We start from the raw sequence: 24,408 nt of genomic DNA, 5'->3' as shown, positions 1-24,408 counted from the left end.
CCACGTCCGGGCGTCCGGGTCAGCCCGGGCCCGGACACGGCGTGGCATCCGGCGACAGGAGGACGATGGCACGGCGGACCGGTCGACGCCCCGGCAACCCGGCAACCCGCGAGGCGATCCTCGACGCGGCCCGGGCCACCTTCGGGCAGCGTGGGTACGACGGCAGCACGATCCGGGCCATCGCCACCGCCGCCAAAGTGGACCCGGCCCTGGTGCACCACTACTTCGGCAGCAAGGACCAGCTCTTCCTGGCCGCCATGCAGGCGCCGTTCGACCCCCGCGAGGTGCTGCCCGCGGTGCTCGCCGGCGACCGCGCGGGCCTCGGCGAGCGGATCGTGCGGACCTTCCTCTCGGTGTGGGACTCCCCCGCCGGCACCGCCGGGATCGCCATGCTGCGCTCCGCGGTCAGCAACGAATGGACCGCCCGGCTGCTGCGCGAGTTCCTCACCATCCACGTGCTGCGCCCGATCCTCGACCACCTCGACGTCGATCCGGCGGAGGTGCCGCTACGCGGGTCACTGACGGCCAGCCAACTGGTCGGGCTGGCGGTGATGCGGCACGTGATCCGGCTGGAACCGATCGCCACCGCCGACCCCGAGGTCCTGGTCGCCGCGATCGCGCCCACCATCGAGCGCTACCTCACCGCCCCGCTCCCCGACCGACCTGGCGACCAGCCCGACAAGCCGGGTGACCAGCCCGACCAGCCGGGGTGATCAGCGGGTCTGTTCCAGCCAGGAGGCGTAGAGCAGGCCGTAGACCGAATCCGGATCGGCGACCAGCTCGTCGTGCGGACCCCGCTGCACGATCCGGCCCCGGTCCACCACGATCACCTCGTCGGCGCTCTGCGCCGTGGAGAGCCGGTGCGCGATGGCCAGGGTGGTCCGACCCCGGGTCACCGCGTCCAGGGTCCGTTGCAGCCGGACCTCCGTGGCCGGGTCAACGGCGCTTGTCGCCTCGTCCAGCACCAGCAGGTCCGGATCGGCGACGTACGCCCGGGCCAACGCGACCAACTGCCGCTCCCCCACGCTCAACGCCTCGCCACGCTCGCCGACCCCGGTGGCCAACCCGGCCGGCAGGCCGTCCAGCCAGTCACTCAGCCCCAACTCGGTGAAGGCGGCGGTGAGCTGCTCGTCGGTCAACTCGGGGCGGCCGAAGCGGACGTTGTCGGCGACAGTGGCGTCGAACAGGAAGCCGTCCTGCGGCACCATCACCACCCGGGACCGCAGCGAGTCGAACCGTACGTCGGTCAGCGGCACCCCGGAGAGCAGCACGTCACCGCGCGTCGGGTCCATCAGCCGGGTGAGCAGCTTGGCGAAGGTGGTCTTGCCGCTGCCGGTCTCGCCCACCACCGCCACCCGGCTCTTCGCCGGGATCTCCAGACTGACGTCGTGCAGCACCGTCGGGCCGTTCGGGTAGGCGAAACTCACCCCGGCGAACCGGATGTCCAACGGGCCGGACGGCAACTCCCGCCCCTGCTCGCCCGGGTCGGCCACGTCCGGGGACACGTCCAGCACATCAAGCACCCGACGCCAGCCGGCGATGGCGTTCTGCGCCTCGTTGAGCACCTCCGTGGCGATCTGCACCGGCTGGATGAACAACGTCACGAGGAACAGGAACGCGGTGACCTCGCCGATGCTCAGCGTCTGGTCGGCACCGAGAAGCACACCGACGACCACCACCCCGGCCAGCGCCACCCCGGCGGCCAACTCGCCGACCGAACTGCCCAGGATGCTGATCCGGATCGCCTTCTGCTGGGCCTGCCGTTGACTGTCGATCGCCTGGTCCAGCCGCCGGGCGGTCCGCCCGGCGATGCCGTACGCCCGGATCACCGGCGCGCCCACCACGCTCTCCCCGACCGCGCCGAGCAACGCGCCGGTCCGCTGCCGGACCACCCCGTACGCGGCGGCCAGTCGGCGCTGAAGCAGCCGGATCACCAGGACCGCCGGCACGAAGGCGGCGAAGACCACCAGGGTCAACTGCCAGGAGTACGCCAGCATCACCACTGTGGTGACCGCCAACTGACCCAGGTTGACCAGCAGGATCACGCCACCCCACTGGAGGAACTGGGTGATCTGGTCGACGTCGCTGGTCACCCGGGACACCAGCGAACCCCGCCGCTCGGACTGCTGGTGCAACATCGACAGGTCGTGCACGTGCCGGAAGGCCCGCACCCGTACACCGGCCAACGCGGTCTCGCTGACGGTGAACAGTCGTCGCATCATCAGGTAGCCGCAGGCGGTGGTCACCACCAGCACCGCAGCGGTCACCGCCACCACGACGAACAGGGCGTTCAGGTCGAGCCCACCGACGATGCCCCGGTCGATGCCCTGCTGCACGGCCACCGGTACGGCCACCCGGCCGAGCATGTAGACCAACGCCAGGCCGAGCGTGCCGGCCAGGCCCACCCGCAACTCCGGGGACAGGGCCAGGCCACGGCGCAGCGTCGCCCAGGTCGACTCGGCCCGTTCGGACGCCGCGTTCTCCACGCTCACCGATTCACCTTCGTTCCCGACTGCGGGACTCCGCTGCGCTGCATTCCTCGCGGTCACCGGACCCGCCTTTCGTTCCCGACTGCGGGACTCCGCTGCGCTGCATTCCTCGCGCTCACCGGTCCACCTCCAGGCCGGAGGGCAGGGGGGCCACATCGTCGTAGTCGTCCGTTCTGTTCTCGGGGTCGACCTCGGCCTGCTCGTAGGCGGTGACCAGGTCGGCGTAGCCCGGCACGGTGGCCAGCAACGTCGAGTGGGTGCCGCGGGCGAGCACCCGGCCCTGCTCCAGGTAGATGACCTCGTCGGCGAGCGCGATGGTCGCCCGGCGGTACGCCACCACCAGGATCGACGCGCCGGGGCCACCGGTCGCCGACGAGCGCAGCCCGGCCAGGATGGCCGCCTCCACGCGAGGGTCGACCGCGCTTGTCGCGTCGTCGAGCACCAGCAGCCGGGGACGTCCGGCCAGCGCCCGGGCCAGGGTGAGTCGCTGCCGCTGGCCCCCGGACAGCGAGGTGCCCCGCTCGCCGACCATGGTGTCCAGCCCGTCGGGCAGGGCGGCGACGAAACCGTCGGCCTCGGCCAACCGCAACGCGCTCCAGACCACCTCGTCGTCGATGCCCGGCCGGTCCAGCGAGACGTTCGCCCGGATCGTGTCGTCGAAGATGAACGGCACCTGCGCCACCAGAGCGGCATTGTCGGCGAGCGAATCCGCGGTCAACTGCCGCACGTCCACCCCGTCGATGCGGACCGTGCCGGCCAGCGGATCCACCAGCCGCACGGCCAGCGAAGCGATTGTCGACTTGCCGGAGCCGGTCGGCCCGACCAGGGCGACGGTCCTGCCGGCCTCGACGCTGAAGGAGACCTCGCCGAGCACCTGCGCGCCGGGCAGGTGCGCCTCGGCGGGCTCGTAGGCGAAGCCGACGTCGGTGAAGGTGAGCGAGGCCGGTGCGGTGGTGGGGGCGAGCCGCTGCTCGCCGTACGGCATCTCGCCGGTGGCGTCGAGCACCCGGCTGACCCGGTCCCAGCCGGCGACGCTGCGCGGCAGCTCGGCCAGCACCCAGCCGATCGCCCGCACCGGAAACGCCAGCACGGTGAAGAGGAAGGCCACGCTCACCAGTTCCGCCACGTCGATGGCCCCCTGGCGCAGGCGGTACGCACCGACCACAAGCACCGCCAGGGTGCCGAGACTGGGCAGGGTCTCCAGCATCGGATCGAAGATGCCGCGCAGCCGGCCGACGGAGATCAACGCGTCGCGCAGCTGTCCGGTCCGGTCGGCGAACCGGGCGGTCTCCTGGCTCTCCCGGCCCATCGTCTTGACCACCAGCGCGCCGTCGAAGCTCTCGTGGGCGATTCCGCTGACCTCGGCCCGCAGCCGCTGGGCGCGGGCCTGCCGCGGTGCCATCCGCCGGGAGTAGGCGACGTTGAGCGCGAACAGTGCCGGGAACACCGCCAGCCCGACCAGCGCCAGCGCCCAGTCGGTGAAGAAGAGCAACGACACCGCGCCGACCAGCATCACCAGCGTGCCGACCGCGAAGGGCAGCGGGGCGATCGGCTGCCAGGCCGCCTCCACGTCGGAGTTCGCGTTGGACAGCAGCGTGCCGGTGGCGTTGCGGTGGTGCCAGGACAACGGCAGGTCGAGGTAGCGGCGGGTGACCCGACGCCGGTAGTCGGCCTGCAGGCGGTACTGCATGTATCCCGCGCCGAGTCGCCGACCGAAGATGCCGACCACCCGCAGCACGCTGAGCCCGAACAGCGCGGTGGCCGCGATGACCAGGGCACTCACCCCGACCGAGCCGCTCTCGATCGCCGGGACCACCACGTCGCCGACCACCCGACCGACCACGAACGCGCTGGCCACCACCATCGCGCCGAACAGCACGCTGCCGCTGACCGCGACCGCGAAGATCCTCGGCTGTTCGCGGATGGCCCGTCCCAGGACGCCCAGCCCGCGACCGAGCACCTCCCGACTTGTCCCGCTCGCCACTGTCTCCCCCGCCGTAAGCCGCCAGTATCCTCTCTCATCCTTACCGCTGCCCGCTCGTCCCGCCGACCCCGGGTGGATATGTCCGACGTCACCCCCGGCCGGAGCAACCCCGCGCATCGGCGAACCGGGCAGGATCGGTCAGTTGCACCTACCATCGCAGTCATGCCGCGGTACGCCCGATCCGAACGCCAGGCGCTCACCGACTTGATGTCGAAGTTGGGACCGGACGCCCCCACCATCAACGAGGGTTGGACGGTTCGCGACCTCGCCGCGCACCTCGTGGTACGGGAGCGTCGACCGGACGCCGCCGCCGGTCTTGTGCTCGCCCCGCTGCGCGATCGGGGCGAGCGGATTCGCCGGCAGGTCGCGGCGAGCGACTGGGCGCACCTGCTCGACCAGGTACGCCATCCTCCGGTGTGGAGCCCGATGAGCAACCCGTTGACCGACGAGTTGGCAAACATGATGGAGTTCTTCATCCACCACGAGGACGTACGCCGGGCCCAGCCGCAGTGGCAGCCGCGCCAGTTGCCGGCCGAACTGGACCAGGCACTGTGGCGGCGCAGTTCCACCCTGGCCCGAATGGCGCTACGCCGTTTCCCGGCCCAGCTGACAGTCGTCGCGCCGGGGCACGGAGAAGTGGCCACCGGCCGGGGCGGCGAACCGCTGCGGCTGGTGGGCGCGCCGGGCGAGCTGATCCTGTTCCTGTCCGGACGGCAGCGGGTGGCCCAAGTGGAGGTCGACGGCGCCCCCGGTCCGGCGGATCGGCTACGTGGAGCAAAGCTGGGCTTTTAGCCCAATGTGCAGAAGCGGCCAGCGAACAGAACCGAAAACGTTATACAGCCAACACCCTGCGTTGATCGCCGCTCCCGTACTCTGGCCGCGCCGCTCCGCCCCGGGGGCGGCGGAACAGGGAACTCCATGCGAACCTTAGCGCTCTCGGTACTGCACGAGCCCCCCTTCACCACGACTCAGCACGACGACACCGACGTGGTGGCTCGGGAGAGCGAGAACTGGGCACAAGAGTTAGGGCTGATCAGTAACGGACAGCGGCTACGCCGGGCCGACGCCGCCGGGCTCGCCAGCCGGGCCTGCCCACAGGCACCCCGTGACCGCCTGCGCCTGCTCTCCGACCTGATCACCTGGCTCTTCGTGATGGACGACGCCTGCGACGAGGACGGTCTGGGCAATGATCCGACGCGTCTCGCGCCCACGATGGCGGCCCTGCTGGATGTGCTGGACCTGCACGGCGGGCCGGGCACCGTACCGGCAGCGGGCCCGCTGGGGCTGGCCCTGGCCGACCTGTGCCGGCGGGTACGCGCCTACGGCCGGCCGGCCGTGCTGCTGCGGTTCACCGCCGCCATGCGGGAATACCTGCTCGCACTGTTGTGGGAGGCGGCCAACCGGGAGCACGACCGGGTACCTCCGGTGCACGAGTACGTGCAGATGCGCCGGCACACCGGCGGCGTGTTCCCCAGCCTCGCCCTGACCGACCTGGCCCTGGACGGCCTCCCGCCGGCCGAACGCCGGGCCGACCCGCAGTGGGCCGCGCTGGAGTTGCTCGCCGCCAACCTGATCTGCTGGTGCAACGACGTCTTCTCGTACCGCAAGGAGCACCGGACCGGCCCGGACGCGCACAACCTGGTCACCGTGCTGAGCCGGGAGACCGGGGACGAGCGGGCGGCGATGCGGGCCGCCGCGGCGCGCTTCAACCGCGAACTCGGCGCCTACCTGAACACCGAGAGCAACCTGTTGGCGCAGCACGGCGACGCGGTACGACCCGCGCTGACGACGCGACGGAACTGGATTCGGGCGACCTACGACTGGTCCCTGGCAGCGGAGCGGTACGCCTGAGACAGGCGTTCGGCACGGCAAACGGGCCTGCTGGATGATCCGCAGGTCTAGCCGATGCCTCGCACAGGCAATACCCTTCGGTAACCAACACTGCCGTGACGATGGTCACGCCTCCACCCCCCTGAAGGCGGCTACAGCGATGGCTCTCGATGTACCGTACCGCTCCATTCCTGACATGTTCCTCAAGCGCGTGGCAGCCACCCCGGATCGTCACGCTTTCGGCCGCCCCGGTCCGGACAACGCCCCGGTCTGGCTGACCTGGTCCCAGGTCGCCGAGCGGGCCAAGGCGGTCGCCGCCGGTCTGCACGGTCTGGGTGTCGGCCAGGAGGATCCGGTGGCGATCCTGGCGAACACGCGCCTCGACTGGATCATCGCCGATTTCGGCATCATGTGCGCCGGTGGCGCGACGACCACGGTCTACCCCACCACCGAACCCGACGACGCCACGTACATCATCTCCGACTCCGGTTCCAAGGTGTTGTTCGCCGAGGACCCGGGACAGGCGGCGAAGATCGCCGGTGCGCAGCTGCCCGCGCTGACCCACGTGGTCCTCATCGACGGTGAGCCGGACCCGTCGGCGGCCGTCCCCCAGCTGACCCTCGCCCAGCTCGAACAGCAGGGTGCCGAGCGGCTCGCCGACGATCCGGAACTGATCGACCGCCTGGTCGCCAAGATCGGCCCCGAGCACCTGGCCACCCTGATCTACACCTCCGGCACCACCGGCCGGCCCAAGGGCGTCGAACTGCTGCACGGCGGCTGGTGCTGGGAGGGTGTCGCGCAGGAGGCGGTCGGGCTGCTCCGCGACGACGACCTGCAGTACCTCTGGCTTCCGCTGTCGCACTCGTTCGGCAAGACCCTGCTCTGCGGGGCCACCCACGTGGGCCTGCCGACGTACGTCGACGGTCGGGTCGACAAGCTTGTCGAGTTGCTCTCGGTGGTCCGGCCGACGCTGATGTGCGGCGCGCCCCGGGTCTTCGAGAAGGTCTACAACAAGTCGGTGACCACCGCGCAGGACGCCGGCGGCGCGAAGGCGAAGATCTTCGCCTGGGCGGTCGGGGTCGGCAAGGAGAAGGTCGCCCTGGAACAGGCCGGCAAGCCGCTGCCCGGCGGGCTGAAGTTCAAGTACGCGCTGGCCGAGAAGCTGGTCTTCAGCAAGCTCCAGGCGCGGCTCGGTGGCCGGATCCGGGTCCTGGTGTCGGGGGCCGCTCCGCTCAGCCCGGAGATCGCCACCTTCTTCGCCGCCGCGAACCTGCCGATCTCCGAGGGCTACGGGCTCACCGAGTCCAGCGCCGGCAACTTCGTCAACCCGCCGGACGGGCTGCGCATCGGCACGGTGGGCAAGGCGATGGGCGACCTGGAGTGCCGCATCGACGAAGACGGCGAGATCCTGATCAAGGGCCGTCCGGTGATGCGTGGCTACCACAACCTGCCCGAGGAGACCGCCGCCGCCTTCAGCGAGGACGGCTTCTTCCGCACCGGCGACATCGGCGAGCTCGACGCCGACGGCTACCTGCGGATCACCGACCGGAAGAAGGACCTGGTCAAGACCTCCGGTGGCAAGTACGTCGCCCCCTCGTACATCGAGGGCATGTTCAAGGCGACCTGCCCGTACACCTCGCAGGCCGTCGTCATCGGCCAGGCCCGCAACTACTGCACCATGCTTGTCACCCTGGACCCGGACGCCATCGTCGGCTGGGCGGCGGGCACGCCGCTGGAGGGTCGGCCGTACGCCGAGATCGTCGCCTCACCGGAGGCGAAGGCGATGGTCGAGGAGTACGTCGCGCAGCTCAACAGCAAGCTCAACCGCTGGGAGACCATCAAGCGGGTCACCATCCTGCCGCGTGACCTGACCATCGAGGACGGCGAGATCACTCCGTCGTTGAAGATCAAGCGTCGCGGGGTGGAGAGCAACTTCTCGACCGAGATCGACAAGATGTACACCGGCACCGTCGTCGAGCTCTGACGGCACGCCCGCGCGCACCTGGACGAGCCGGCCCCCACCCGCGGGGCCGGCTCGGCGCGCAGTCGGGCCGGCTCACAGGTGCCGTCGACGCCACTCGGACTGCTCGGCCTCGGCGGCGACCTGCTCGGCCCACGCCGTCTCGCGCACCTCGCGGCGCAGCGGCGTGTCCACCCACGTCTGCACCACTGTCGCCACCAGCATGATCCCGGTGAGCAGCGCCAGCGCCGTCACCGCCGGCAGCCGCGCGGCGACCGGTGCCAGCAGCGCCAACCCGGCCACCCCGGCCAGGGTCGGCCACCGCACCAGACGCAACACCCGCCAGCCGAGCGCCGCCAACCCGACCAGGTAGGTCGCCGCCCCGCCGTAGAGCACCGCCAGGTCGAAGACGGGCAGCTGGCCGCCCGGGGTGCTCCGCCCGCCGATCAGTCCCTTGAGCCCCAGGGCGAACAGGACCGGGCCGGCGACCAGCAGCAGATGCAGATAGGTGTACGCGTCCCGGGCCAGCAGGGCACGCCTCAACCGGTTCCGGGTGCGGTGCAGCACCTGCTCCATGGCCAACGCCATGGTGTCGAAGTACGCCCACCACCACGAGCTGACCACCGCCACGGCGAGCAGCGCCGCGACGACCACCCGCCAGGTCAACGGCGACTCGGTGTCGATTCCCCCGCCCAACCCGAGGGCGATGATCGTCTCGCCGAGCGCCACCAGCACGATCAGCGCGTGCCGTTCCGCCCAGTGCCCGGCCGACAACACCGTCCAGCCGCTGCCCCGCAACAACAACCCGGCGCCGTACTCCACCGCCAGCGCGACGATCCACAGCGTCAGCCGCAGACTGATCTCGCCCGTGTCGGTGGTCAACGACTGCGGCAGCAGTGCGGCGGCCAGCACGAGCACCCCGACGAGAAGTCCACGCCCGGCCACGAGCAGGAAATGGCGGCGCAACTCCGGATCGCCGCGAGCCAGCCACCCGAAGATCGCCACCTGGCTGGCCCGCACCGCGAAGTAGCAGACGGCGAAGACAAGCGGTCCGGACAGGTCACCGGGCTGGTCCCGGAACGCCTGCGACATGGCGAGGGTGAACACGAAGGCCGCGGCCGTCGTGGCGAACGTGAGGAACGGCAGGACGCCCTGGTCGGTACGGACCACGTTGCCGACCACCGCGAAGCCGGTCCACGCCCACCAGAGCAGCGCCAGCACGATCAGGCACTGCACCAGCCCACGGGCGGTGGGGGTCTCCGCGGTGAGCGTGGTGACCCGGATGAAGGCGAAGACGAAGACCAGGTCGTAGAAGAGTTCCAGGCGGGTGACGCGGGAGCCTGGCGCGCTCGGCCGCACACCTCGCGACCAGCGCACCCGCCCACCATCGTCCACCTCGGCAGTCTGCCCGCCCGCGCCGCGGCGGCGGGGTCGAATCGACAGGTGCCGGTTCAGGCGATGACGCTCGGCTCCCGCCAGCGGGGCGCCCCGCCCCGGTCCAGGTCGTAGCGGACCGCGGCGATCCGTCCGACCGCCTCGACCAGGTCGGCCGACGGCAGGGTGAAGGGCAGTCGCAGGAAGCGCTCCAGGGTGCCGTCCAGGCCGAAGCGGGGACCGGGCGCCAGCCGTACGCCGACCTCCTCGGCCGCCCGCGCCAGGGCGCTGGAGATCGGCCCATCCAGCTCCGCCCAGAGCGTGACGCCACCGCGCGGCACGCTCACCCGCCACTCCGGCAGCCGCGCGGCCAGCGCGCCGAGCAACGCGTCGCGTTGTTCGGTCAGCTGCGCCCGCCGAGCGGCCACGATGGCCGGCGCGGCGGCCATCAGGTGCACGGCGACCAGTTGGTCCAGCACCGGGCTGGCCATGTCGACGCCCACCCGGGCGGCGGCCAGCCGCTGCACCTGCGGGGCGGAGGCGCGGATCCAGCCGATCCGCAGCCCGCCCCAGAACGGTTTGCTCATGCCGCCGATGCTGACGACCCGGGAGTGCCGGTCGAAGCTGGCGGTCGGCGGCGGCAGCACGGCGTCGTCCAGCGACAGGTCCACGAAGGACTCGTCGATCACCAGGTCGGTGCCGACCGCGTGGGCGGTGGCCACCAGCCGCTCCCGCAGCTCCGCCGGCATCAGATGGCCGGTCGGGTTCTGGAAGTCGGGGATCAGGTACGCGACGCGCGGGCGCACCTGGCGCAGCGAACCGAGCATCAGGTCGGCGTCCCAGCCGTCGAGCTCGGCGGACAGGCCGTGGGTGGTGATCCGAGCCCGTCGGGCGGCGAGCGCGGCCAGCGCGTTGGGGTAGCTCGGCGACTCGACGAGCACGCTGCCACCGGGGGCCAGGGCCAGCCGCAGCACCAGGTCCAGCGCGTGCTGCGTGCCGTTGGTGACCATGATCTGGTCGGGTGAGGTGGGCAGCCCACGGTCGACGTACGCCTGTGCCACCGCCTCCCGCAGCTCGATGATCCCGATCGGGTGGTATCCCGCTCCGCCGAGGTAGCGCGGCAGGTCCTCGGCCGCCGCGCGGGCGGCCGGCAGCAGCTCCGGCGGTGCAGCCAGCGCCGCCACACCGAGGTCGAGCATCTCCCGGTCGTCCAGCGGGATCCACAGCCCGTTGCTCGCCACCCGGTGCGTACCGGGCAGCATCGTCCAACTGCCCGCGCCCCGCCGGCTGGCCAGATGTCCGCTGTCGCGCAACTCCCGGTAGGCGGCGGTGACAGTGGTACGGCTGATCTGCAACGCCTCGGCCAGGTCCCGCTCGGCCGGCAGGCGTACGCCCAGCGGTAGCCGACCGTCGGCGAGCAGGCCGCGTACGGCACCGGCCAGCGCGGCGTAGTCCGGACTGCGTCGACGGCCCGGGAGCGCATGCCATTGCCCGAGCAGGCGGGCCAATTGGGCTCCCCGCACCTGACTTGTCACAGCCACTCCCCGAATATTGGCTCTTCAAAGGCGCGAATTGGCCCCTAGGGTGGCATGCGTGATGCTCATTGGCAACCTGCGCCACCGTCCGGTCCGACGCCTGGTGCAACTCTTCGGCGGGCTGCTCCTCTACGGCGCCAGCATGGCGCTGATGGTCCGCTCCGAACTCGGCCTGAACCCGTGGGACGTGTTCCACCAGGGCGTGTCCCGACTCACCGGACTCAGCATGGGCACGGTGGTCATCGCCGTCGGCCTGCTGGTCCTGCTGGCCTGGATACCGCTGCGGCAACGGCCCGGCATCGGCACCCTCGCCAATGCCGTCGTGGTCGGCCTGGCGGTCGACCTGACCCTGGCCCTGCTGCCACCTGTGGAGCCGCTCGCCGCCCAGATCGCCCTGCTGACCGCCGGGATCGTGGGCAACGGCATGGCCACCGCCCTCTACCTCGGCGCCCGCCTCGGGCCCGGTCCCCGTGACGGGCTGATGACCGGCTTCACCGCCCGCCGACCCGGCCGTTCGCTGCGCCTGGTCCGTACCGTCATGGAGGTCGTGGTGCTGGCCGTGGGCGCGCTGCTGGGCGGCAAACTCGGCGTCGGCACGATCGCCTACGCGCTGGCCATCGGGCCGCTGGCGCAGTTCTTCCTGCCCCGGTTCGACGTGCCGGAGCCGCAACCGGGGACGACGACACCACGGATCGAGCCGGCCCCGACCGCCTGACAATCACTCAACGCAACCATCATCGCCGAGCACCCGCGAGCAACACCCAGGTCAACGCCGACCATTCGAGCCCGCACATCACGTGGCGTAACGCTTGGGTGGGTGGTGTTTTCATGGCACCGATCGGACGGCAGAATCTCCACATGGGGGAGAACGCCTGGCGCCGGACGGATGCATGGATCTTCGTCTCGTTGGTGATCGCCAGCGGCGCGGGGCGGCACCGGCGGTCTCCGACCACCCGCCGCCCCGAGGGCGTACGCCTGGCCGACGTGCTCTCCACCGCCGACCATCTCGACCAGAGCATCCCCGAACGGCACGACATCGAAGAGGCGATCCGGCGGCTGCTCGGCGCCGGCCTCGTCGACGTCGCCGACGGCTGGTTCCGGATCACCCCGGCCGGTGAGCGGCTCTGGCGGTCCCGACCCACCGCCGGGCTGGCCACCACTGTCGACACCGTGCAGAACGTGCTCGACCGCCGGCACGCGCCGGGCACCGCCGAATGGCACCTGGACGAAGCCGAGCACGCCGCCGCAGTGCAGGAATATCTGGTGCGGACCATCCCGATGCCCCGGCAGTCCCCCGAGGGCCACTCCGGGCGCAGCTGACCGACCGCGCAGGGCGTCAGCGGACCGGGTGACCCGCCGTCCGCAGCGCGTCCTTGACCTCGCCGACGGTCAGCTCACCGAAGTGGAAGACGCTGGCGGCCAGCACCGCGTCGGCACCGGCACCGATCGCCGGCGGGAAGTGCGCCACCTCGCCGGCGCCGCCGCTGGCCACCACGGGCACGTCCACCACCCGGCGTACCGCGCCGATCAGTTCGAGGTCGAAGCCGGCCTTGGTGCCGTCGGCGTCCATGGAGTTGAGCAGGATCTCACCGGCACCCAACTCCGCGACCCGCTGCGCCCACTGCACGGCATCCAGCCCGGTGCCGCGCCGGCCGCCGTGCGTGGTGACCTCGAAGCCGCTCGGGGTGGTGCCGGCCGGGGCCCGGCGCACGTCAAGCGAGAGCACCAGCACCTGCCGACCGAACCGGTCGGCGATCTCGGCGATCAACTCGGGCCGGGCGATCGCCGCGGTGTTCACCCCGACCTTGTCGGCACCGGCGCGCAGCAGGGTGTCCACGTCCGCGACCGCCCGCACGCCACCGCCGACGGTCAACGGGATGAAGACCGACTCGGCGGTACGCCGTACCACGTCCAGCATGGTGCCCCGGTCACTTGACGAGGCGGTCACGTCGAGGAAGGTCAACTCGTCCGCGCCGGCCCGGTCGTAGGCCGCCGCCAACTCGACCGGGTCACCGGCGTCACGCAGATCGAGGAAGTTGACGCCCTTGACCACCCGCCCCGCGTCCACGTCGAGGCAGGGGATCACCCGTACCGCCACCGTCATGACACTGTCCTCACTGCTCGGCGAGGGCCCGCAGGGCCTCCGCGACGGTGAAGGCGCCGGCGTAGAGCGCCTTCCCGGCGATCACGCCCTCGACGCCGATCGGTTCCAGGGTGGCCAGCGCACGCAGGTCGTCAAGCGTCGAGACACCGCCGGAGGCGATCACCGGCGCGTCGGTGCGGGCGCACACCTCCCGCAGCAGGTCCAGGTTCGGCCCGCGCATGGTGCCGTCCTTGGTGATGTCGGTGACCACGTAGCGGGCGGCACCGGCCTTGTCGAGCCGCTCCAGCACCTCGTACAGGTCGCCGCCGTCGCGGGTCCAGCCCCGGGCGGCCAGGGTTCGTCCCCGCACGTCCAGACCGATCGCGACGCGGTCGCCGTACTCGCCGCAGATCCGGTCACACCACTGCGGATCCTCCAGGGCGGCGGTGCCGATGTTCACCCGGGTCGCCCCGGTGGCCAGGGCGGCACGCAGGGAGGCGTCGTCGCGGATGCCACCGGACAACTCCACCTGCACGTCGAGGCGGCGCACCACCTCGGCGAGCAGGTCGGCGTTGGAGCCCCGGCCGAACGCCGCGTCCAGGTCGACCAGGTGAATCCACTCGGCCCCGTCCCGCTGCCACGCCAGGGCGGCCTCCAGCGGGTCGCCGTAGGTGGTCTCGCTGCCGGCGGCGCCCTGCACGAGCCGGACGGCCTGGCCGTCGGCGACGTCCACGGCGGGCAACAGAGTGAGGCTCACGTGTCTTTGTCCTTCCAGATCAGGAACGGCGGTCCAGGGCGACCACCACGATCACCGGCAGTACGAGCAGCAACAGCACGATCAACACGACGCGCAGCGCCAGGTCGGGCACGAGCACCCAGATCAGCGCGATCGCGGCCAGGGTCAGCGCCACGATGGTGGCCCGTTCACGGCGCGAGTACCTCAACAGACGTCCCGTCCGGCCCCGTCGTACGGTCGGCACCATCCGCCGGATCAGTGCCCGGCGTCGGGCCCGGCGGGCCAGCGCCCGTTCCCGGGCCACCCGTCGGCGCGCCGCCTCCGCCTCCCGGGCCGCACGGCGGCGGGCTCGCTCCTTGCTCACCGCGACCTCCGCGGCACCCGGCCGTCGGACCCGACCGGCCGGCCGTTCGGGTCAGCCATCGGTGGGTACGGTGTCCAGCCAGTTGCGCAGCAACGTGGCACCGGTCTCGGCGGACTTCTCCGGGTGGAACTGGGCGGCCGACAGGGGCCCCCGCTCCACCGCGGCGACGAAATCGGCGTCGTGGTGGGCGGTGGTGACCCGGGCCCCGGCCGCGAGCAGTGCGGTGGGGTCGCAGACGGCGTACGAGTGCACGAAGTAGAACCGGCTGTCGGCCGGCAACCCGGCGAACAGCACCGAGCCCACCGGCGGCGCGACGGTGTTCCAGCCCATGTGCGGCAGCCGGGCGGCGGGCAACCGCGTCACGTTGCCCGGCAGCAGCCCCAGCCCCTTGGTGATCACACCGTGTTCGTCGCCGGACTCGAAGAGGATCTGCATGCCCACGCAGATGCCCAGCACCGGACGGCCGGCGGCGACCCGCCCGGCGATCACCGGGCCGGCGCCGAGCGCCTCGATGCCGGCCATGCAGGCGGCGAAGGCACCGACGCCGGGCACCACCAGACCGTCGGCGTCGGCCGCGGCGACCAGGTCGTCGGTGACCGTCACGTCGGCACCGGCGGCGGCCAGGGCCCGCTCGGCGGAACGCAGGTTGCCCGAGCCGTAGTCCAGCACCACGATCCGACGACGGGAGGTGCGCTGATCCGTCACGATCCCTCCCCGGGCAGCAACCACAGCACCCCGGCGACGGTGGCCAGCACCGCCAGCAGCGCGGTGACCACCACCGCGCCACGCGGTGCGCCCTGCCGGTGCAGGGACCACGTCCCACCCACCAGCACCCCGGCGAAGATCAGCAGCAGCGTCGGCAGCACCCCGCTCACCGGCGCCACCCCCGCCCGTACCGCCCGGCGGCCGTCACAGCGCGCCCTTGGTGCTCGGGATCACGCCGGCCGCCCGCGGGTCGATCGCGGTCGCCTCCCGCAGGGCCCGGGACACCGCCTTGAACTGTGCCTCCACCACGTGGTGGGCGTCCGGGTGACCGCCCGGACGGGCCGCCCGGAGCACGTCCACGTGCAGGGTGATCCGGGCCGCCTGGCCGAAGGACTCCCAGATGTGCCGGGTCATGCTGGTCGGGTAGACCGGCCCGATGTACGGCGCCAACTGCGGCTCGTCGTGCACCACGTACGGCCGACCGGACAGGTCGACGGCGGCCCGGACCAGCACCTCGTCCATCGGGACGGTGGCCGAGCCGTACCGGCGGATGCCGGCCTTGTCCCCCAGCGCCTGGTCGAACGCGGCACCGAGCGCCAGCGCGGTGTCCTCCATCGTGTGGTGCGCGTCGATCTCCAGGTCACCCACCGTCTGCACGGTCAGGTCGAAGCCGCCGTGCCGGGCGATCTGGTTCAGCATGTGGTCGTAGAAGCCGACCCCGGTGCTGATCTCCGCCGCTCCGGCGCCGTCCAGGTCGATCTCGACCAGGACCTTGGTCTCCTTGGTGATCCGCTCCACCCGGGCGGTCCGGCTCATCATGTGCCTTTCGGTCGCGGCTGCGGGGCTGACAGGCCCGCGCGCTGGATCTGATCGATGGCTGCCAGGAAGGCGTCGGTCTCGGCGGGCGTACCCGCGGTCACCCGCAGCCAGCCGGGCAGGCCGACGTCGCGGACCAGCACACCATGATCCAGCATCGCCTGCCAGGCCAGGGTCTGGTCACCGTCGACGGCGTACAACACGAAGTTGGCGTCACTGTCGGCCACCCGCAGGCCACGGCGACGCAGCTCGGTGACGATCCGGTCGCGCTGCTGCATGATCGCGGCGACCGTGCCGAGCAGGGCGTCGCGGTGCGCCAGCGCGGCCCGCGCGGCGGCCTGGGTGAGCGCGGAGAGGTGGTACGGCAGGCGGACCAGCTGCACCGCGTCCACCACCGCCGGATCGGCCGCCAGGTAGCCCAGCCGGCCACCGGCGAACCCGAACGCCTTGCTCATCGTGCGGGTGACCACCAGCCGGGGATGCCCGGGCAGCACCGCCAGGGCGCTGACCGTACCCGGGCGGGCGAACTCGGCGTACGCCTCGTCGACCACCACCATCCCCGGCGCGACGTCCAGCACGGCGGAGATCACCGCCGGGTCGAGCGCGGTGCCGGTGGGGTTGTTCGGCGAGCAGAGGAAGACCACGTCGGGTCGGTGTTCGCGGACCTGGGCCACCGCCTCGTCGACGGTCAGACCGAAATCGACGCCCCGGTGGGCCGGCACCCAGCGGGTGCCGGTGCCCAGCGCCAGCAGCGGATGCATCGAGTACGCCGGAACGAAGCCCAATGCGACCCGCCCCGGACCACCGAAGGCCTGGAGCAGCTGCTGCTGGATCTCGTTGGAGCCGTTGGCCGCCCACACCCCCTCGGTGGTGAGCCCGTGACCGAGGTAGGCGGCCAGGTCGGCGCGCAACGCCAGCGCGTCACGGTCCGGATAGCGGTTGAGGTCCCGCAGCTCCGCCGCGACCGCCTTGCCGATCGCCTCGACCACCTCGTCGGGCACCGGGTACGAGTTCTCGTTGGTGTTCAACCGCACCGGCACGTCCAGCTGCGGAGCGCCGTACGGCGACCGACCGCGCAGGTCGTCACGGATCGGCAGATCCTCCAGCCGGGTCATGCGGGATCACCGGCTCGCGACTGCGGGGCTCGCAGACCCGGCTCACTCCTCGCGCTCACGGGATCACCGGCGAACCGGACACTTACCGCCTGGCCGTGCGCCGGCAGGTCCTCGACTCCGGCGAGGGTGACCACGTGCGGTGCGACCTCCCGCAGCGCCGCCTCGGTGTACTCCACCAGGTGGATGCCGCGAAGGAAGGACTGCACCGACAGCCCCGACGAGTGCCGGGCACAACCGCCGGTGGGCAGCACGTGGTTGGAGCCGGCGCAGTAGTCGCCGAGCGACACCGGCGAGTACGCGCCCACGAAGATCGCCCCGGCGTTGCGTACCCGCATCGCCCACTCCCGCGCGTCGACCGTCTGGATCTCCAGGTGCTCCGCCGCGTACGCGTCGACCACCCGCAGCCCGGCCGCCAGGTCGTCGACAAGCACGATGCCGCTCTGCGGTCCGCGCAGCGCGGTGTCGACCCGCTCGGCGTGCTTGGTGGCCGGCACCTGTCGGGCCAGTTCCCGGTCCACCGCGTCGGCCAGCGCCACCGACGGCGTGACCAGCACGCTGGCCGCCAGCGGGTCGTGCTCGGCCTGGCTGATCAGGTCGGCGGCGACGTGCACCGGGTCGGCGCTGTCGTCGGCCAGGATCGCGATCTCGGTGGGGCCCGCCTCGGCGTCGATGCCCACCACGCCACGCAGCAGCCGCTTGGCGGCGGTGACCCAGATGTTGCCCGGTCCGGTGATCATGTCGACGGGTGCGCAGTGCGCGCTGCCGGCGGCGTCGACCGCACAGCCGTACGCCAGCATGGCCACCGCCTGGGCGCCACCGACGGCGTAGACCTCGTCGACACCGAGCAGGGCACAGGCGGCCAGCACCCGCGCATCGGGCAGGCCGTCGTTGTCCTTCTGCGGCGGGCTCGCCACCACCAGCGACCGGACCCCGGCTTCCTGGGCGGGCACCACGTTCATCACCACGGTCGACGGATACATCGCCAGACCGCCGGGGACGTAGAGACCGACCCGCTCGACCGGAACCCAGCGTTCGGTGACGGTGCCGCCCGGCACCACAGTGGTGGTGTGATCGGCGCGACGCTGATCGGCGTGCACCTTGCGGACCCGGGCGATCGCCTCCAGCAACGCGGCCCGCACCTGCGGGTCGAGCGTGCTCTCCGCCGCCGCGATGGTCTCGACAGGCACCCGCAGCACCTCCGGCGCCACCCCGTCGAACCGCTCGCTGGCCTCGCGGACCGCCGAGTAACCATGCTCACGGACCGCCGTCACGAGCGGACGGATCTGCTCGACGGCCACCGAGACGTCGAGCTGGGCACGAGGCAGCAGGTCACGCGGGTCGGTCAGGCCGCCGCGCAGGTCGATGCGGTTCAACACCCCTGCGAGTCTAGGCGGCCCGTCAGGGCGGCGGCCCGCGCCGCCCGTAGGCCGGGACGGTGAGCCGGAACACTCGTCACCGCGCCGGTGCGGCTACCCTCGATTCCGTGACCGCACGGCTGCCGGTGTTCCCGCTCGCCACGGTGCTCTTTCCCGGGCTGGTGCTGCCGCTGCACATCTTCGAGGAGCGTTACCGCGCCCTGATCCGGCACCTCATGCAGCTGCCCGAGGGGGCGCCACGCGAGTTCGGGGTGGTGGCCATCCGCAGCGGCTGGGAGGTGGCACCCGCCCCCGGCCGGGTCGTCGCGGGCAACGGGGAGGTGACGCTGCACGAGGTGGGTTGCACCGCCGAGCTCAGGCAGGTCACCGAGTTGGCCGACGGCGGCTTCGACATCGTCACCGTGGGGCGACGCCGGTTCCGCGTCGAACAGCTCGACCGCCAGGCCGCGCCGTACCTGACCGCCGAGGTGAGCTGGCTGCCCGAGCCGACCGGTCCGGACGAGGCGGCAAACAGTTTGGCGGCGCGGGTGATCGCCGTATTCCGGCAGTACCTCGGCCTGATGCGTCCCGAGGCCGGTCAGCTGACCGAACAGCTGCCGGAGGATCCGACCGTGCTCTCCCACCTGGTGGCCGCGACCGCGGCGCTGAGCGTGGCGGACCGGCAGCGGCTGCTCGCGATCGACGACACGGCGGCCCGGCTGCGCGCCGAGCTGACCCTGCTCAACCGCGAGGCGGCTCTGCTGCGCCAGGTGCGGGCGGTTCCGGTGCCGCTGGCGGAGCTGGCCACGCCCCCGCCCGCCCCGAACTGACCCCGTCCGCCCCCGCCGACTCCGGACCGAACCCGTTCGGCCCGACCGCCCCCGGACTGATCCCATTCGGCCCGGCCGACTCCGGGCTGAGCCCACCCGGCCCGCCCGGACCGAAACCACCCGGGCCGACGCCGGGTCCGGCGGGCGGGTAGCCACCTCCCGCGCCCGGCACGGCCGGCCAGGGTGCCGGTCCGTATACGCCCGGCGGGTAGCCGGCCGCCGGGTACGGCAGGGCCATGTCGGGCTCCGGCTCGGGGCGCAGCGACGGCCACCGCGACCACCCGGCCAGCAGGGTGTACGTCACCGCGGCGCCGAACGCCGGCAGGAGCAGGTTGCCGTGCGGCACCGGCAGCACGCCGAGGAACAGATCGATCCCACCGGCCCGCAGGTCGGCGGGCTTGGTGAAGGCGGTGCCCGCCGGCGCGGTCTCCAGCAGACGTTCGTACGTGCTCAACCCGACCCGCCGACCGACCTGCCAGGCGACCACCGCGGCGGCCAACGCGCCGAGCACCACCACGAACAGCCCGACCGGGCCCCGGCGACGGCGCAGCACGAACCACAGGGCGAGCCCGGCGAGCACCCCGAAGGCCAGGCCGAGCAGGCTGAACCAGCCGTCAGCGGCGACCGGCTGCTCCGGCTGAGGCTGGCCGTACACCGCGCCGTTGTCGGTCTTGATCACCGGAGTGGCCGGGGAGATCACCGCCCACAGCAGCCCCAACGGCACACCGAGCAGGGTCAGGCAGAGCACGGCCGCCCCGCCGACCGCCAGAGTCCGGCGCGGTGCGTCGACGCGGGTCTGCGGGTCGGCCGGCCAGGCAGCTGCGGGCGGTTCGACGGCGGGGATCTCCGGGCTCACCCGATGATCCTCGCAGCTTCCGACGCGAGGTGTACACGGTGTGGTCGCCTCAACGGGCGAACGGCTCCAGCATCACCGCTGCGGCCTGCATCCACGCCTGTCGGGTCTCGGCCTGGAGCTGGTGATACTCGATCGAGGAGCCGGTCTCCAGGGCCGGGTCGTAGGGCACCACGGCCACCGCACGGGTACGGGTGGCGAAGTGCTTCTCCAGGTCGTTCTGCAGCGGCAGCCGCCCCGGCGTGGGGCAGGAGATCAGGGTCACCGCATTGTCGGCCAGCTCACCCATGCCCTCGGAGTGCAGCAGATCGAGCATCCAGTCCGCGCTGAACGCGGCGTCCTCGCGCGGCACCGTGGTGACCACCAGCTGGTCGGCGGCGTGCATCACCGTACGCCAGTTCGGGCTCTCCACGTTGTTGCCGGTGTCCACGCAGATCACGTCGTGGGTGCGCCGGAGCAGTTCCAGTACCCGCTTGACGGTGAACTGGTCCAACCGCTGGGCGAACCGGGGGCTCTCCTCACCGGCGAGCACATCGTACGACCCGTCGGAGGCGTGCCGCAGGTAGTCGTCGAGGGCCTCCAGCAGGTCATTGCCCTCCCGGATCTCGATCTGCACCAGGTCGGAGACCAGATGCCGGATGGTCCGGGCGTGGCGGGCGCTGCCGGCGCGCAGCCCGAGGGTGCCCCGCAACTCGTTGTCGTCCCAGGCCAGTACGCCGCGTCCGCGTACGCTGCCGATGGTTGCCGCGCCCAGCACGGTGGCGGTGGTCTTGTGCACGCCGCCCTTGGGATTGGCAAAGGCGATCACCCGCGGCGTGCCCAGGTCCTTGCGCAGCACGGCGGCGGCGCGATCCCACTCGTTCTCGACGTTCTGCGCCCGCCATTCGATCCGCCCGGGGCGACCGGCCACCGTGGCCGACGCGACCGCCGCCGGGGACCCTGCGGGCCCTTGCGGCGCAGGAGGCCCCGGATACCCAGAAGGCGTTGGATGCGCAGGAGGTCCCGGATGCGCAGAAGGGCCCGGATGCGCAGAAGGGCCCGGATGCGCAGGAGGCGCGGGTGGACCGGGCAGCAGCGGCGGCGCGGGTGCCGGGGCGGGCGGCTGGTAGCCGTTGTCCAGCAGGGCGTAGCGGGAGTCGATCGGCGGGGCGGCATGCCGGTAACCGTTGTCCAGCAGGGTGTACCGCGACTCCACCGGCTCCGGTCGACGTGGCTCCGGCACCTGCGGATAGGCCGGCTGCTCCGGCTGGTATCCCGGTTGACCGCGGTACGTCTGTGGGGCCGGGCGGGCGGCGTCGAGCCGGTAGCCCGCCTCGGCGCGGTAGCCCGGTTCGGCACCGTACGCCCGATCCATCGGTGGGCCCGCGGCCGTGGCACGCCCCGAGTAGCCGGAGCCCGACGTGCGGCGCGGGAGCGGCTCGGTCGGCGGTGGCGGTTCCTCGGCCTGCCGGTCGGTCGATGCCTGCTCAGCGCCGCGACCGCCGAGGCGGGCTCGGTCGAGCAGGGCCCGCCACCGCGGTGCCGGCTCAGCGGGCCGCCCCCAACCGGTCTCGCTGCCGTCCACGGCTCGCCTCCCCAGCGCCTCGGTCTCCGTCTGACAGGCTACGAACGAAACCGTTTGGAAGCCACACCGGGACACCCACCGATGTGTCGGCGACCGTCACGGTGTCAGCTCCGCACCGCCCTCCACCAGAGCGTCCACGTCGCCGTCCTGCAGCGAGTCTGTCGAGGTGGGAGCCGCCGACGGTGCGGCGGATGTCGGGGCCGGTCGGGAAGGAACCGGCGCTGGTGACGAATCCGTCACTTCCGGCGTCTGCGGCACGCGATTCTCGGGCGCTTCCGGCGACGGCGCCTGGACCTCGGCACTGGGCGACGGGCTGGGCAGCAGATCCCGGTCGATCGGTGGACGGGCCACGTCGCGCTGTTCCGGCAGGGGCGGCGTGAACACCGTACGCTCCAGTCGCCGGACCTCCGGCGCCGGATCGACCACCCGTACCCCGGGACGGGCCGCCACACCACGCAGCACCGCCGGTTCGGCCCGGACCACCACGGCGTAGACACAGGCGCAGCCCGTCCGGTAGGCGGCGGCCTCCCGCTCGGCCAGGCGCGCCCCACTGACGTACAGCTGGCGCAGCTCGCGCTCCTGCGGGTCGCCGCCGACCAGCGCGGCGGCCCGGGACCGGTAGTCGGCGGCCTCACGCGCCTTGCGGGCGGCCAGGTCCGCCATGCCGGCCGTGACGTCGTCGGGCAGCCGCTGGGCCGGAATGCGCACGATCTCGGTCTGCCGGTCCGGCAGCGGCACCCGCCCGAACACGAAGGACACCCCGACGTCTCCGACCACGGCCGCGAGCGACTGCGGGGTGACGTACTCCGAGAGCGAGACCAGGGCGTAGGTGCCCTCGGCCAGCGACGCGCCGCGCGCCAGGCCGGCCAGGTCCGCCGCGGCGGTGCGTTCGTAGCGGGGAATCGAGTCACCGTCGGCGATCCCCACCCGGGTCACCTCGCCGACCGTACGGTCGGGCAACGGTGCGCCGCCGGTGGCGAACACCGCGGTGAACAGCACGGCGGCACAGGACAGCACCGCCACCCAGCTGAGCAGCGAGGCGCGGGCCGTCTTCTGGTCGAGCCGGGTCAACACGGTGGCGAGGCGGGGCAGCAGTCGCTGATCCAGCTGCCGCAGCAGATCGCCGGCGCGCACGGGCGGGCCCCCTCGTCGGTTGGGTCGGGACGGGCGGGGCGCGTCAGTCGCGGAGAATCTCCAGCGCGCGTCCCAGATCGTCAGGGTAGTCGCTGACGAAGCGGACCTCGTCCCCCGTACGGGGGTGCTCGAAACTCAACTCTCTGGCGTGCAACCACTGCCGATCCAGCTTGAGCCGGGCGGAAAGAGTCGGGTCCGCACCGTACGTCAGGTCACCCACGCACGGGTGGCGCAGGGTGGAGAAGTGCACCCGGATCTGGTGCGTACGGCCGGTTTCCAGCCGGACGTCGAGCAGACTCGCCGACGGGAACGCCTCAAGGGTGTCGTAGTGGGTGATGCTCGGCTTACCGTCGGAAACCACCGCCCAGCGGTAGTCGTGATGCGGGTGCCTGTCGATCGGGGCGTCGATGGTGCCGCGCAGCGGATCGAGGTGCCCCTGCACCACCGCGTGGTAGCGCTTCTCCACCTCGCGGTACTTGAAGGCCCGTTTGAGCGCGCTGTACGCCTGCTCGCTCTTGGCCACCACCATCACCCCGGTGGTGCCGACGTCGAGCCGGTGCACCACGCCCTGACGCTCGGCGGCGCCGCTGGTGGCGATGGTGTGACCGATCGCTGCCAGCCCGCCGATCACCGTCGGGCCGGTCCAGCCGGGGCTTGGGTGGGCGGCCACCCCTACCGGCTTGTCGACCACCACGATGTCGTCGTCGGCGTAGACCACCCGCAGTCCCGGTACCGCCTGGGGCACCACCACCGGCGCCGCGGCCGGCGCGGGCAGCGTCACCTCCAGCCAGGCACCCGCCCGGACCTTGTGCGAGTTGGGCCGCACCGCGCCGTCGACGAGCGCCTCGCCGGCGTCGACGAGGGCGGCGGCGGTCGTCCGGGACAGCCCGAACAGCCGGGCGACCGCCTGGTCCAGCCGCATTCCGTCGAGGCCGTCGGGGACCGGCAGGCCGCGGTGGTCGCCGCCGGCGGCGAAGGTGCCCGTCATGCCCGCTCCCGCCGCTCGTCGTCCGCGCTCTCCGTCGTGGTCTCCGCAGCCCGCCCGGTGCCCTTGCGGTCGTCGCCGACCAGCCGGGTGCCGTCGCGCTGACGGCCGGTGAACTCCAGGCCGATCGCCAGGATCACGCCGCAGACCAGGGCGCTGTCCGCGATGTTGAAGATCGGAAACACCCGACCGTACGGGTCGAACACGCTGATCATGTCGACCACATGGCCGACGAACCAGCCCGGCGCCCGGAAGATCCGGTCGATCAGGTTGCCGGTGACGCCGCCGACCACCAGGCCGAGCGAGATCGCCCAGGGCACCGACCGCAGGGTCCGTCCCATCCAGGCGATCCAGGCCAGCACGCCGATCGCGATCAACGGGAAGATCCAGGTGTAGTCCTTGCCGAGGCTCCACGCGGCCCCGCTGTTGCGGGTCAGGGAGAGGTAGACGGCCCCGCCCAGCAGCCGTACCGGCTCACGGTCGCTCAGTTCGACAAGCGCCAGGTGCTTGGTGAGCACGTCGACCACCACCGCGAACGCCGCGAGGCCGAGCAGGATCGTAGCGGGTGTACGCCGCGATCTCGTGGCGGTGCCCGGCTCGGCGGTGCCGGATTCAGCGGGCGGTACTGCGCTCATCTGCTCCCCATCGACGTATCACGGCGGTGCCGTGGCACCGCCGTGCACCAGCGCCGGGGAG

Annotated in this window: 24 protein-coding genes; 7 read left to right on the top strand and 17 right to left on the bottom strand. The window is 72.2% G+C overall.

All coding sequences use genetic code 11. The annotated features are described in order from the left end of the window. The first annotated feature begins 65 nt into the window (after positions 1-65). Positions 66-713, top strand: coding sequence for a TetR/AcrR family transcriptional regulator (locus Vgi01_RS02130; protein WP_204289976.1), 648 nt, complete (start codon positions 66-68; stop codon positions 711-713). On the opposite strand, the gene Vgi01_RS02125 is transcribed toward Vgi01_RS02130, so the two are convergent. Together Vgi01_RS02125 and Vgi01_RS02120 are read right to left on the bottom strand one after the other, a co-directional pair. After that, positions 714-2,492, bottom strand: coding sequence for an ABC transporter ATP-binding protein (locus Vgi01_RS02125; protein ID WP_373306832.1), 1,779 nt, complete (start codon positions 2,490-2,492; stop codon positions 714-716). It lies immediately after the preceding gene. 112 nt (positions 2,493-2,604) lie between these two features. After that, a complete protein-coding gene (locus Vgi01_RS02120) occupies positions 2,605-4,473 on the bottom strand; it encodes an ABC transporter ATP-binding protein (RefSeq protein WP_204289975.1) in 1,869 nt (622 codons plus the stop codon). A gap of 162 nt (positions 4,474-4,635) precedes the next feature. Here Vgi01_RS02120 and Vgi01_RS02115 point away from each other — a divergent pair, with 162 nt between their 5' ends. The 3 genes from Vgi01_RS02115 (at position 4,636) to Vgi01_RS02105 (ending at position 8,287) form a co-directional block, all read left to right on the top strand. Continuing rightward, entirely contained in the window at positions 4,636-5,265 is a 630-nt protein-coding gene (locus tag Vgi01_RS02115; RefSeq protein ID WP_102659143.1) for a TIGR03085 family metal-binding protein, read from the top strand. 126 nt (positions 5,266-5,391) lie between these two features. Next, positions 5,392-6,324, top strand: a complete 933-nt coding sequence (locus Vgi01_RS02110) for a terpene synthase family protein (protein ID WP_102659144.1) — start codon at positions 5,392-5,394, stop codon at positions 6,322-6,324. Between the two features lie 139 nt (positions 6,325-6,463). After that, positions 6,464-8,287, top strand: coding sequence for an AMP-dependent synthetase/ligase (locus tag Vgi01_RS02105; RefSeq protein WP_204289974.1), 1,824 nt, complete (start codon positions 6,464-6,466; stop codon positions 8,285-8,287). 72 nt (positions 8,288-8,359) lie between these two features. On the opposite strand, the gene Vgi01_RS02100 is transcribed toward Vgi01_RS02105, so the two are convergent. Together Vgi01_RS02100 and yczR are read right to left on the bottom strand one after the other, a co-directional pair. Further along, positions 8,360-9,658, bottom strand: a complete 1,299-nt coding sequence (locus Vgi01_RS02100; RefSeq protein ID WP_204289973.1) for a low temperature requirement protein A — start codon at positions 9,656-9,658, stop codon at positions 8,360-8,362. A 56-nt stretch (positions 9,659-9,714) separates the two neighbouring features. After that, the gene (yczR, locus tag Vgi01_RS02095; protein ID WP_043721521.1) at positions 9,715-11,172 is read right to left on the bottom strand and encodes a MocR-like transcription factor YczR; all 1,458 of its coding nucleotides are present in this window, start codon (positions 11,170-11,172) and stop codon (positions 9,715-9,717) included. A gap of 61 nt (positions 11,173-11,233) precedes the next feature. Here yczR and yczE point away from each other — a divergent pair, with 61 nt between their 5' ends. Both yczE and Vgi01_RS02085 read left to right on the top strand, forming a co-directional pair. Continuing rightward, positions 11,234-11,887: a membrane protein YczE gene (gene yczE, locus Vgi01_RS02090; protein ID WP_373306834.1), complete on the top strand. Its 654-nt coding sequence runs from the start codon at positions 11,234-11,236 to the stop codon at positions 11,885-11,887. Between the two features lie 143 nt (positions 11,888-12,030). Beyond that, positions 12,031-12,492, top strand: coding sequence for a hypothetical protein (locus Vgi01_RS02085; RefSeq protein ID WP_102659148.1), 462 nt, complete (start codon positions 12,031-12,033; stop codon positions 12,490-12,492). Positions 12,493-12,508: 16 nt separating this feature from the next. Here Vgi01_RS02085 and hisF read toward each other — a convergent pair whose 3' ends face one another. From hisF to hisD, 8 genes are read right to left on the bottom strand one after another with little or no spacing between them, the layout of a single operon-like run. Continuing rightward, the gene (hisF, locus tag Vgi01_RS02080) at positions 12,509-13,276 is read right to left on the bottom strand and encodes an imidazole glycerol phosphate synthase subunit HisF (RefSeq protein ID WP_013735060.1); all 768 of its coding nucleotides are present in this window, start codon (positions 13,274-13,276) and stop codon (positions 12,509-12,511) included. A gap of 10 nt (positions 13,277-13,286) precedes the next feature. Next, positions 13,287-14,012 carry a bifunctional 1-(5-phosphoribosyl)-5-((5-phosphoribosylamino)methylideneamino)imidazole-4-carboxamide isomerase/phosphoribosylanthranilate isomerase PriA gene (gene priA, locus Vgi01_RS02075; protein WP_204289972.1) on the bottom strand — a complete coding sequence of 242 codons (726 nt, stop codon included), beginning with the start codon at positions 14,010-14,012 and terminating at the stop codon, positions 13,287-13,289. Between the two features lie 19 nt (positions 14,013-14,031). Continuing rightward, positions 14,032-14,355 (bottom strand): hypothetical protein, encoded by a 324-nt coding sequence (locus tag Vgi01_RS02070; protein ID WP_102659150.1) that lies wholly within the window; start codon positions 14,353-14,355, stop codon positions 14,032-14,034. Between the two features lie 51 nt (positions 14,356-14,406). After that, a complete protein-coding gene (gene hisH, locus Vgi01_RS02065) occupies positions 14,407-15,060 on the bottom strand; it encodes an imidazole glycerol phosphate synthase subunit HisH (protein WP_102659151.1) in 654 nt (217 codons plus the stop codon). Continuing rightward, positions 15,057-15,230 carry a CG2302 family histidine operon protein gene (locus Vgi01_RS02060; protein WP_373306831.1) on the bottom strand — a complete coding sequence of 58 codons (174 nt, stop codon included), beginning with the start codon at positions 15,228-15,230 and terminating at the stop codon, positions 15,057-15,059. The genes hisH and Vgi01_RS02060 overlap by 4 nt, the downstream gene beginning before the upstream one ends. 34 nt (positions 15,231-15,264) lie before the next feature. Further along, on the bottom strand, positions 15,265-15,876 hold the full coding sequence (hisB, locus tag Vgi01_RS02055) for an imidazoleglycerol-phosphate dehydratase HisB (RefSeq protein ID WP_102659153.1): 612 nt from the start codon (positions 15,874-15,876) through the stop codon (positions 15,265-15,267). Continuing rightward, positions 15,876-16,991 (bottom strand): histidinol-phosphate transaminase, encoded by a 1,116-nt coding sequence (locus tag Vgi01_RS02050; RefSeq protein ID WP_102659154.1) that lies wholly within the window; start codon positions 16,989-16,991, stop codon positions 15,876-15,878. Before Vgi01_RS02050 ends, hisB begins: the two co-directional genes overlap by 1 nt. Next, positions 16,988-18,367 (bottom strand): histidinol dehydrogenase, encoded by a 1,380-nt coding sequence (hisD, locus tag Vgi01_RS02045; protein ID WP_239088757.1) that lies wholly within the window; start codon positions 18,365-18,367, stop codon positions 16,988-16,990. Before hisD ends, Vgi01_RS02050 begins: the two co-directional genes overlap by 4 nt. Before the next feature lie 107 nt (positions 18,368-18,474). Between hisD and Vgi01_RS02040 the strand changes: the two genes are divergently transcribed. Next, complete coding sequence (locus Vgi01_RS02040) at positions 18,475-19,176, top strand: LON peptidase substrate-binding domain-containing protein (protein WP_204289971.1); 702 nt, start codon at positions 18,475-18,477, stop codon at positions 19,174-19,176. Here the strand turns inward: Vgi01_RS02040 and Vgi01_RS31340 are convergent. The 5 genes from Vgi01_RS31340 to Vgi01_RS02015 all read right to left on the bottom strand — a co-directional run bounded on the left by Vgi01_RS31340 (position 19,088) and on the right by Vgi01_RS02015 (position 24,347). Next, entirely contained in the window at positions 19,088-20,032 is a 945-nt protein-coding gene (locus tag Vgi01_RS31340; RefSeq protein WP_204289970.1) for a DUF2567 domain-containing protein, read from the bottom strand. The genes Vgi01_RS02040 and Vgi01_RS31340 overlap by 89 nt on opposite strands. Before the next feature lie 49 nt (positions 20,033-20,081). Further along, on the bottom strand, positions 20,082-21,593 hold the full coding sequence (locus Vgi01_RS02030) for a MinD/ParA family ATP-binding protein (protein WP_204289969.1): 1,512 nt from the start codon (positions 21,591-21,593) through the stop codon (positions 20,082-20,084). A 96-nt stretch (positions 21,594-21,689) separates the two neighbouring features. After that, positions 21,690-22,727: a hypothetical protein gene (locus tag Vgi01_RS02025; RefSeq protein WP_204289968.1), complete on the bottom strand. Its 1,038-nt coding sequence runs from the start codon at positions 22,725-22,727 to the stop codon at positions 21,690-21,692. A gap of 43 nt (positions 22,728-22,770) precedes the next feature. After that, positions 22,771-23,715: an RluA family pseudouridine synthase gene (locus tag Vgi01_RS02020; protein ID WP_204289967.1), complete on the bottom strand. Its 945-nt coding sequence runs from the start codon at positions 23,713-23,715 to the stop codon at positions 22,771-22,773. Then, positions 23,712-24,347 (bottom strand): signal peptidase II, encoded by a 636-nt coding sequence (locus Vgi01_RS02015; protein ID WP_102659161.1) that lies wholly within the window; start codon positions 24,345-24,347, stop codon positions 23,712-23,714. The genes Vgi01_RS02020 and Vgi01_RS02015 overlap by 4 nt, the downstream gene beginning before the upstream one ends. Positions 24,348-24,408: the final 61 nt, after the last annotated feature.

It is taken from the genome of Micromonospora gifhornensis, from assembly GCF_016863515.1.
Classification (GTDB): domain Bacteria; phylum Actinomycetota; class Actinomycetes; order Mycobacteriales; family Micromonosporaceae; genus Micromonospora; species Micromonospora gifhornensis.
This window is presented reverse-complemented; position numbering and strand designations above follow the sequence as displayed.

Excerpts from the sequence above, each read along its gene's own strand:
- Vgi01_RS02105 (WP_204289974.1), top strand. The coding sequence starts at position 6,464 with ATGGCTCTCGATGTACCGTACCGCTCCATTCCTGACATGTTCCTCAAG.
- Vgi01_RS02130 (WP_204289976.1), top strand. The coding sequence starts at position 66 with ATGGCACGGCGGACCGGTCGACGCCCCGGCAACCCGGCAACCCGCGAG.
- hisF (WP_013735060.1), bottom strand. The coding sequence starts at position 13,276 with ATGACGGTGGCGGTACGGGTGATCCCCTGCCTCGACGTGGACGCGGGG.
- Vgi01_RS02050 (WP_102659154.1), bottom strand. The coding sequence starts at position 16,991 with ATGACCCGGCTGGAGGATCTGCCGATCCGTGACGACCTGCGCGGTCGG.
- hisB (WP_102659153.1), bottom strand. The coding sequence starts at position 15,876 with ATGAGCCGGACCGCCCGGGTGGAGCGGATCACCAAGGAGACCAAGGTC.
- Vgi01_RS02015 (WP_102659161.1), bottom strand. The coding sequence starts at position 24,347 with ATGAGCGCAGTACCGCCCGCTGAATCCGGCACCGCCGAGCCGGGCACC.
- yczE (WP_373306834.1), top strand. The coding sequence starts at position 11,234 with ATGCTCATTGGCAACCTGCGCCACCGTCCGGTCCGACGCCTGGTGCAA.
- Vgi01_RS02110 (WP_102659144.1), top strand. The coding sequence starts at position 5,392 with ATGCGAACCTTAGCGCTCTCGGTACTGCACGAGCCCCCCTTCACCACG.
- Vgi01_RS02020 (WP_204289967.1), bottom strand. The coding sequence starts at position 23,715 with ATGACGGGCACCTTCGCCGCCGGCGGCGACCACCGCGGCCTGCCGGTC.
- Vgi01_RS02085 (WP_102659148.1), top strand. The coding sequence starts at position 12,031 with ATGGGGGAGAACGCCTGGCGCCGGACGGATGCATGGATCTTCGTCTCG.
- Vgi01_RS02115 (WP_102659143.1), top strand. The coding sequence starts at position 4,636 with ATGCCGCGGTACGCCCGATCCGAACGCCAGGCGCTCACCGACTTGATG.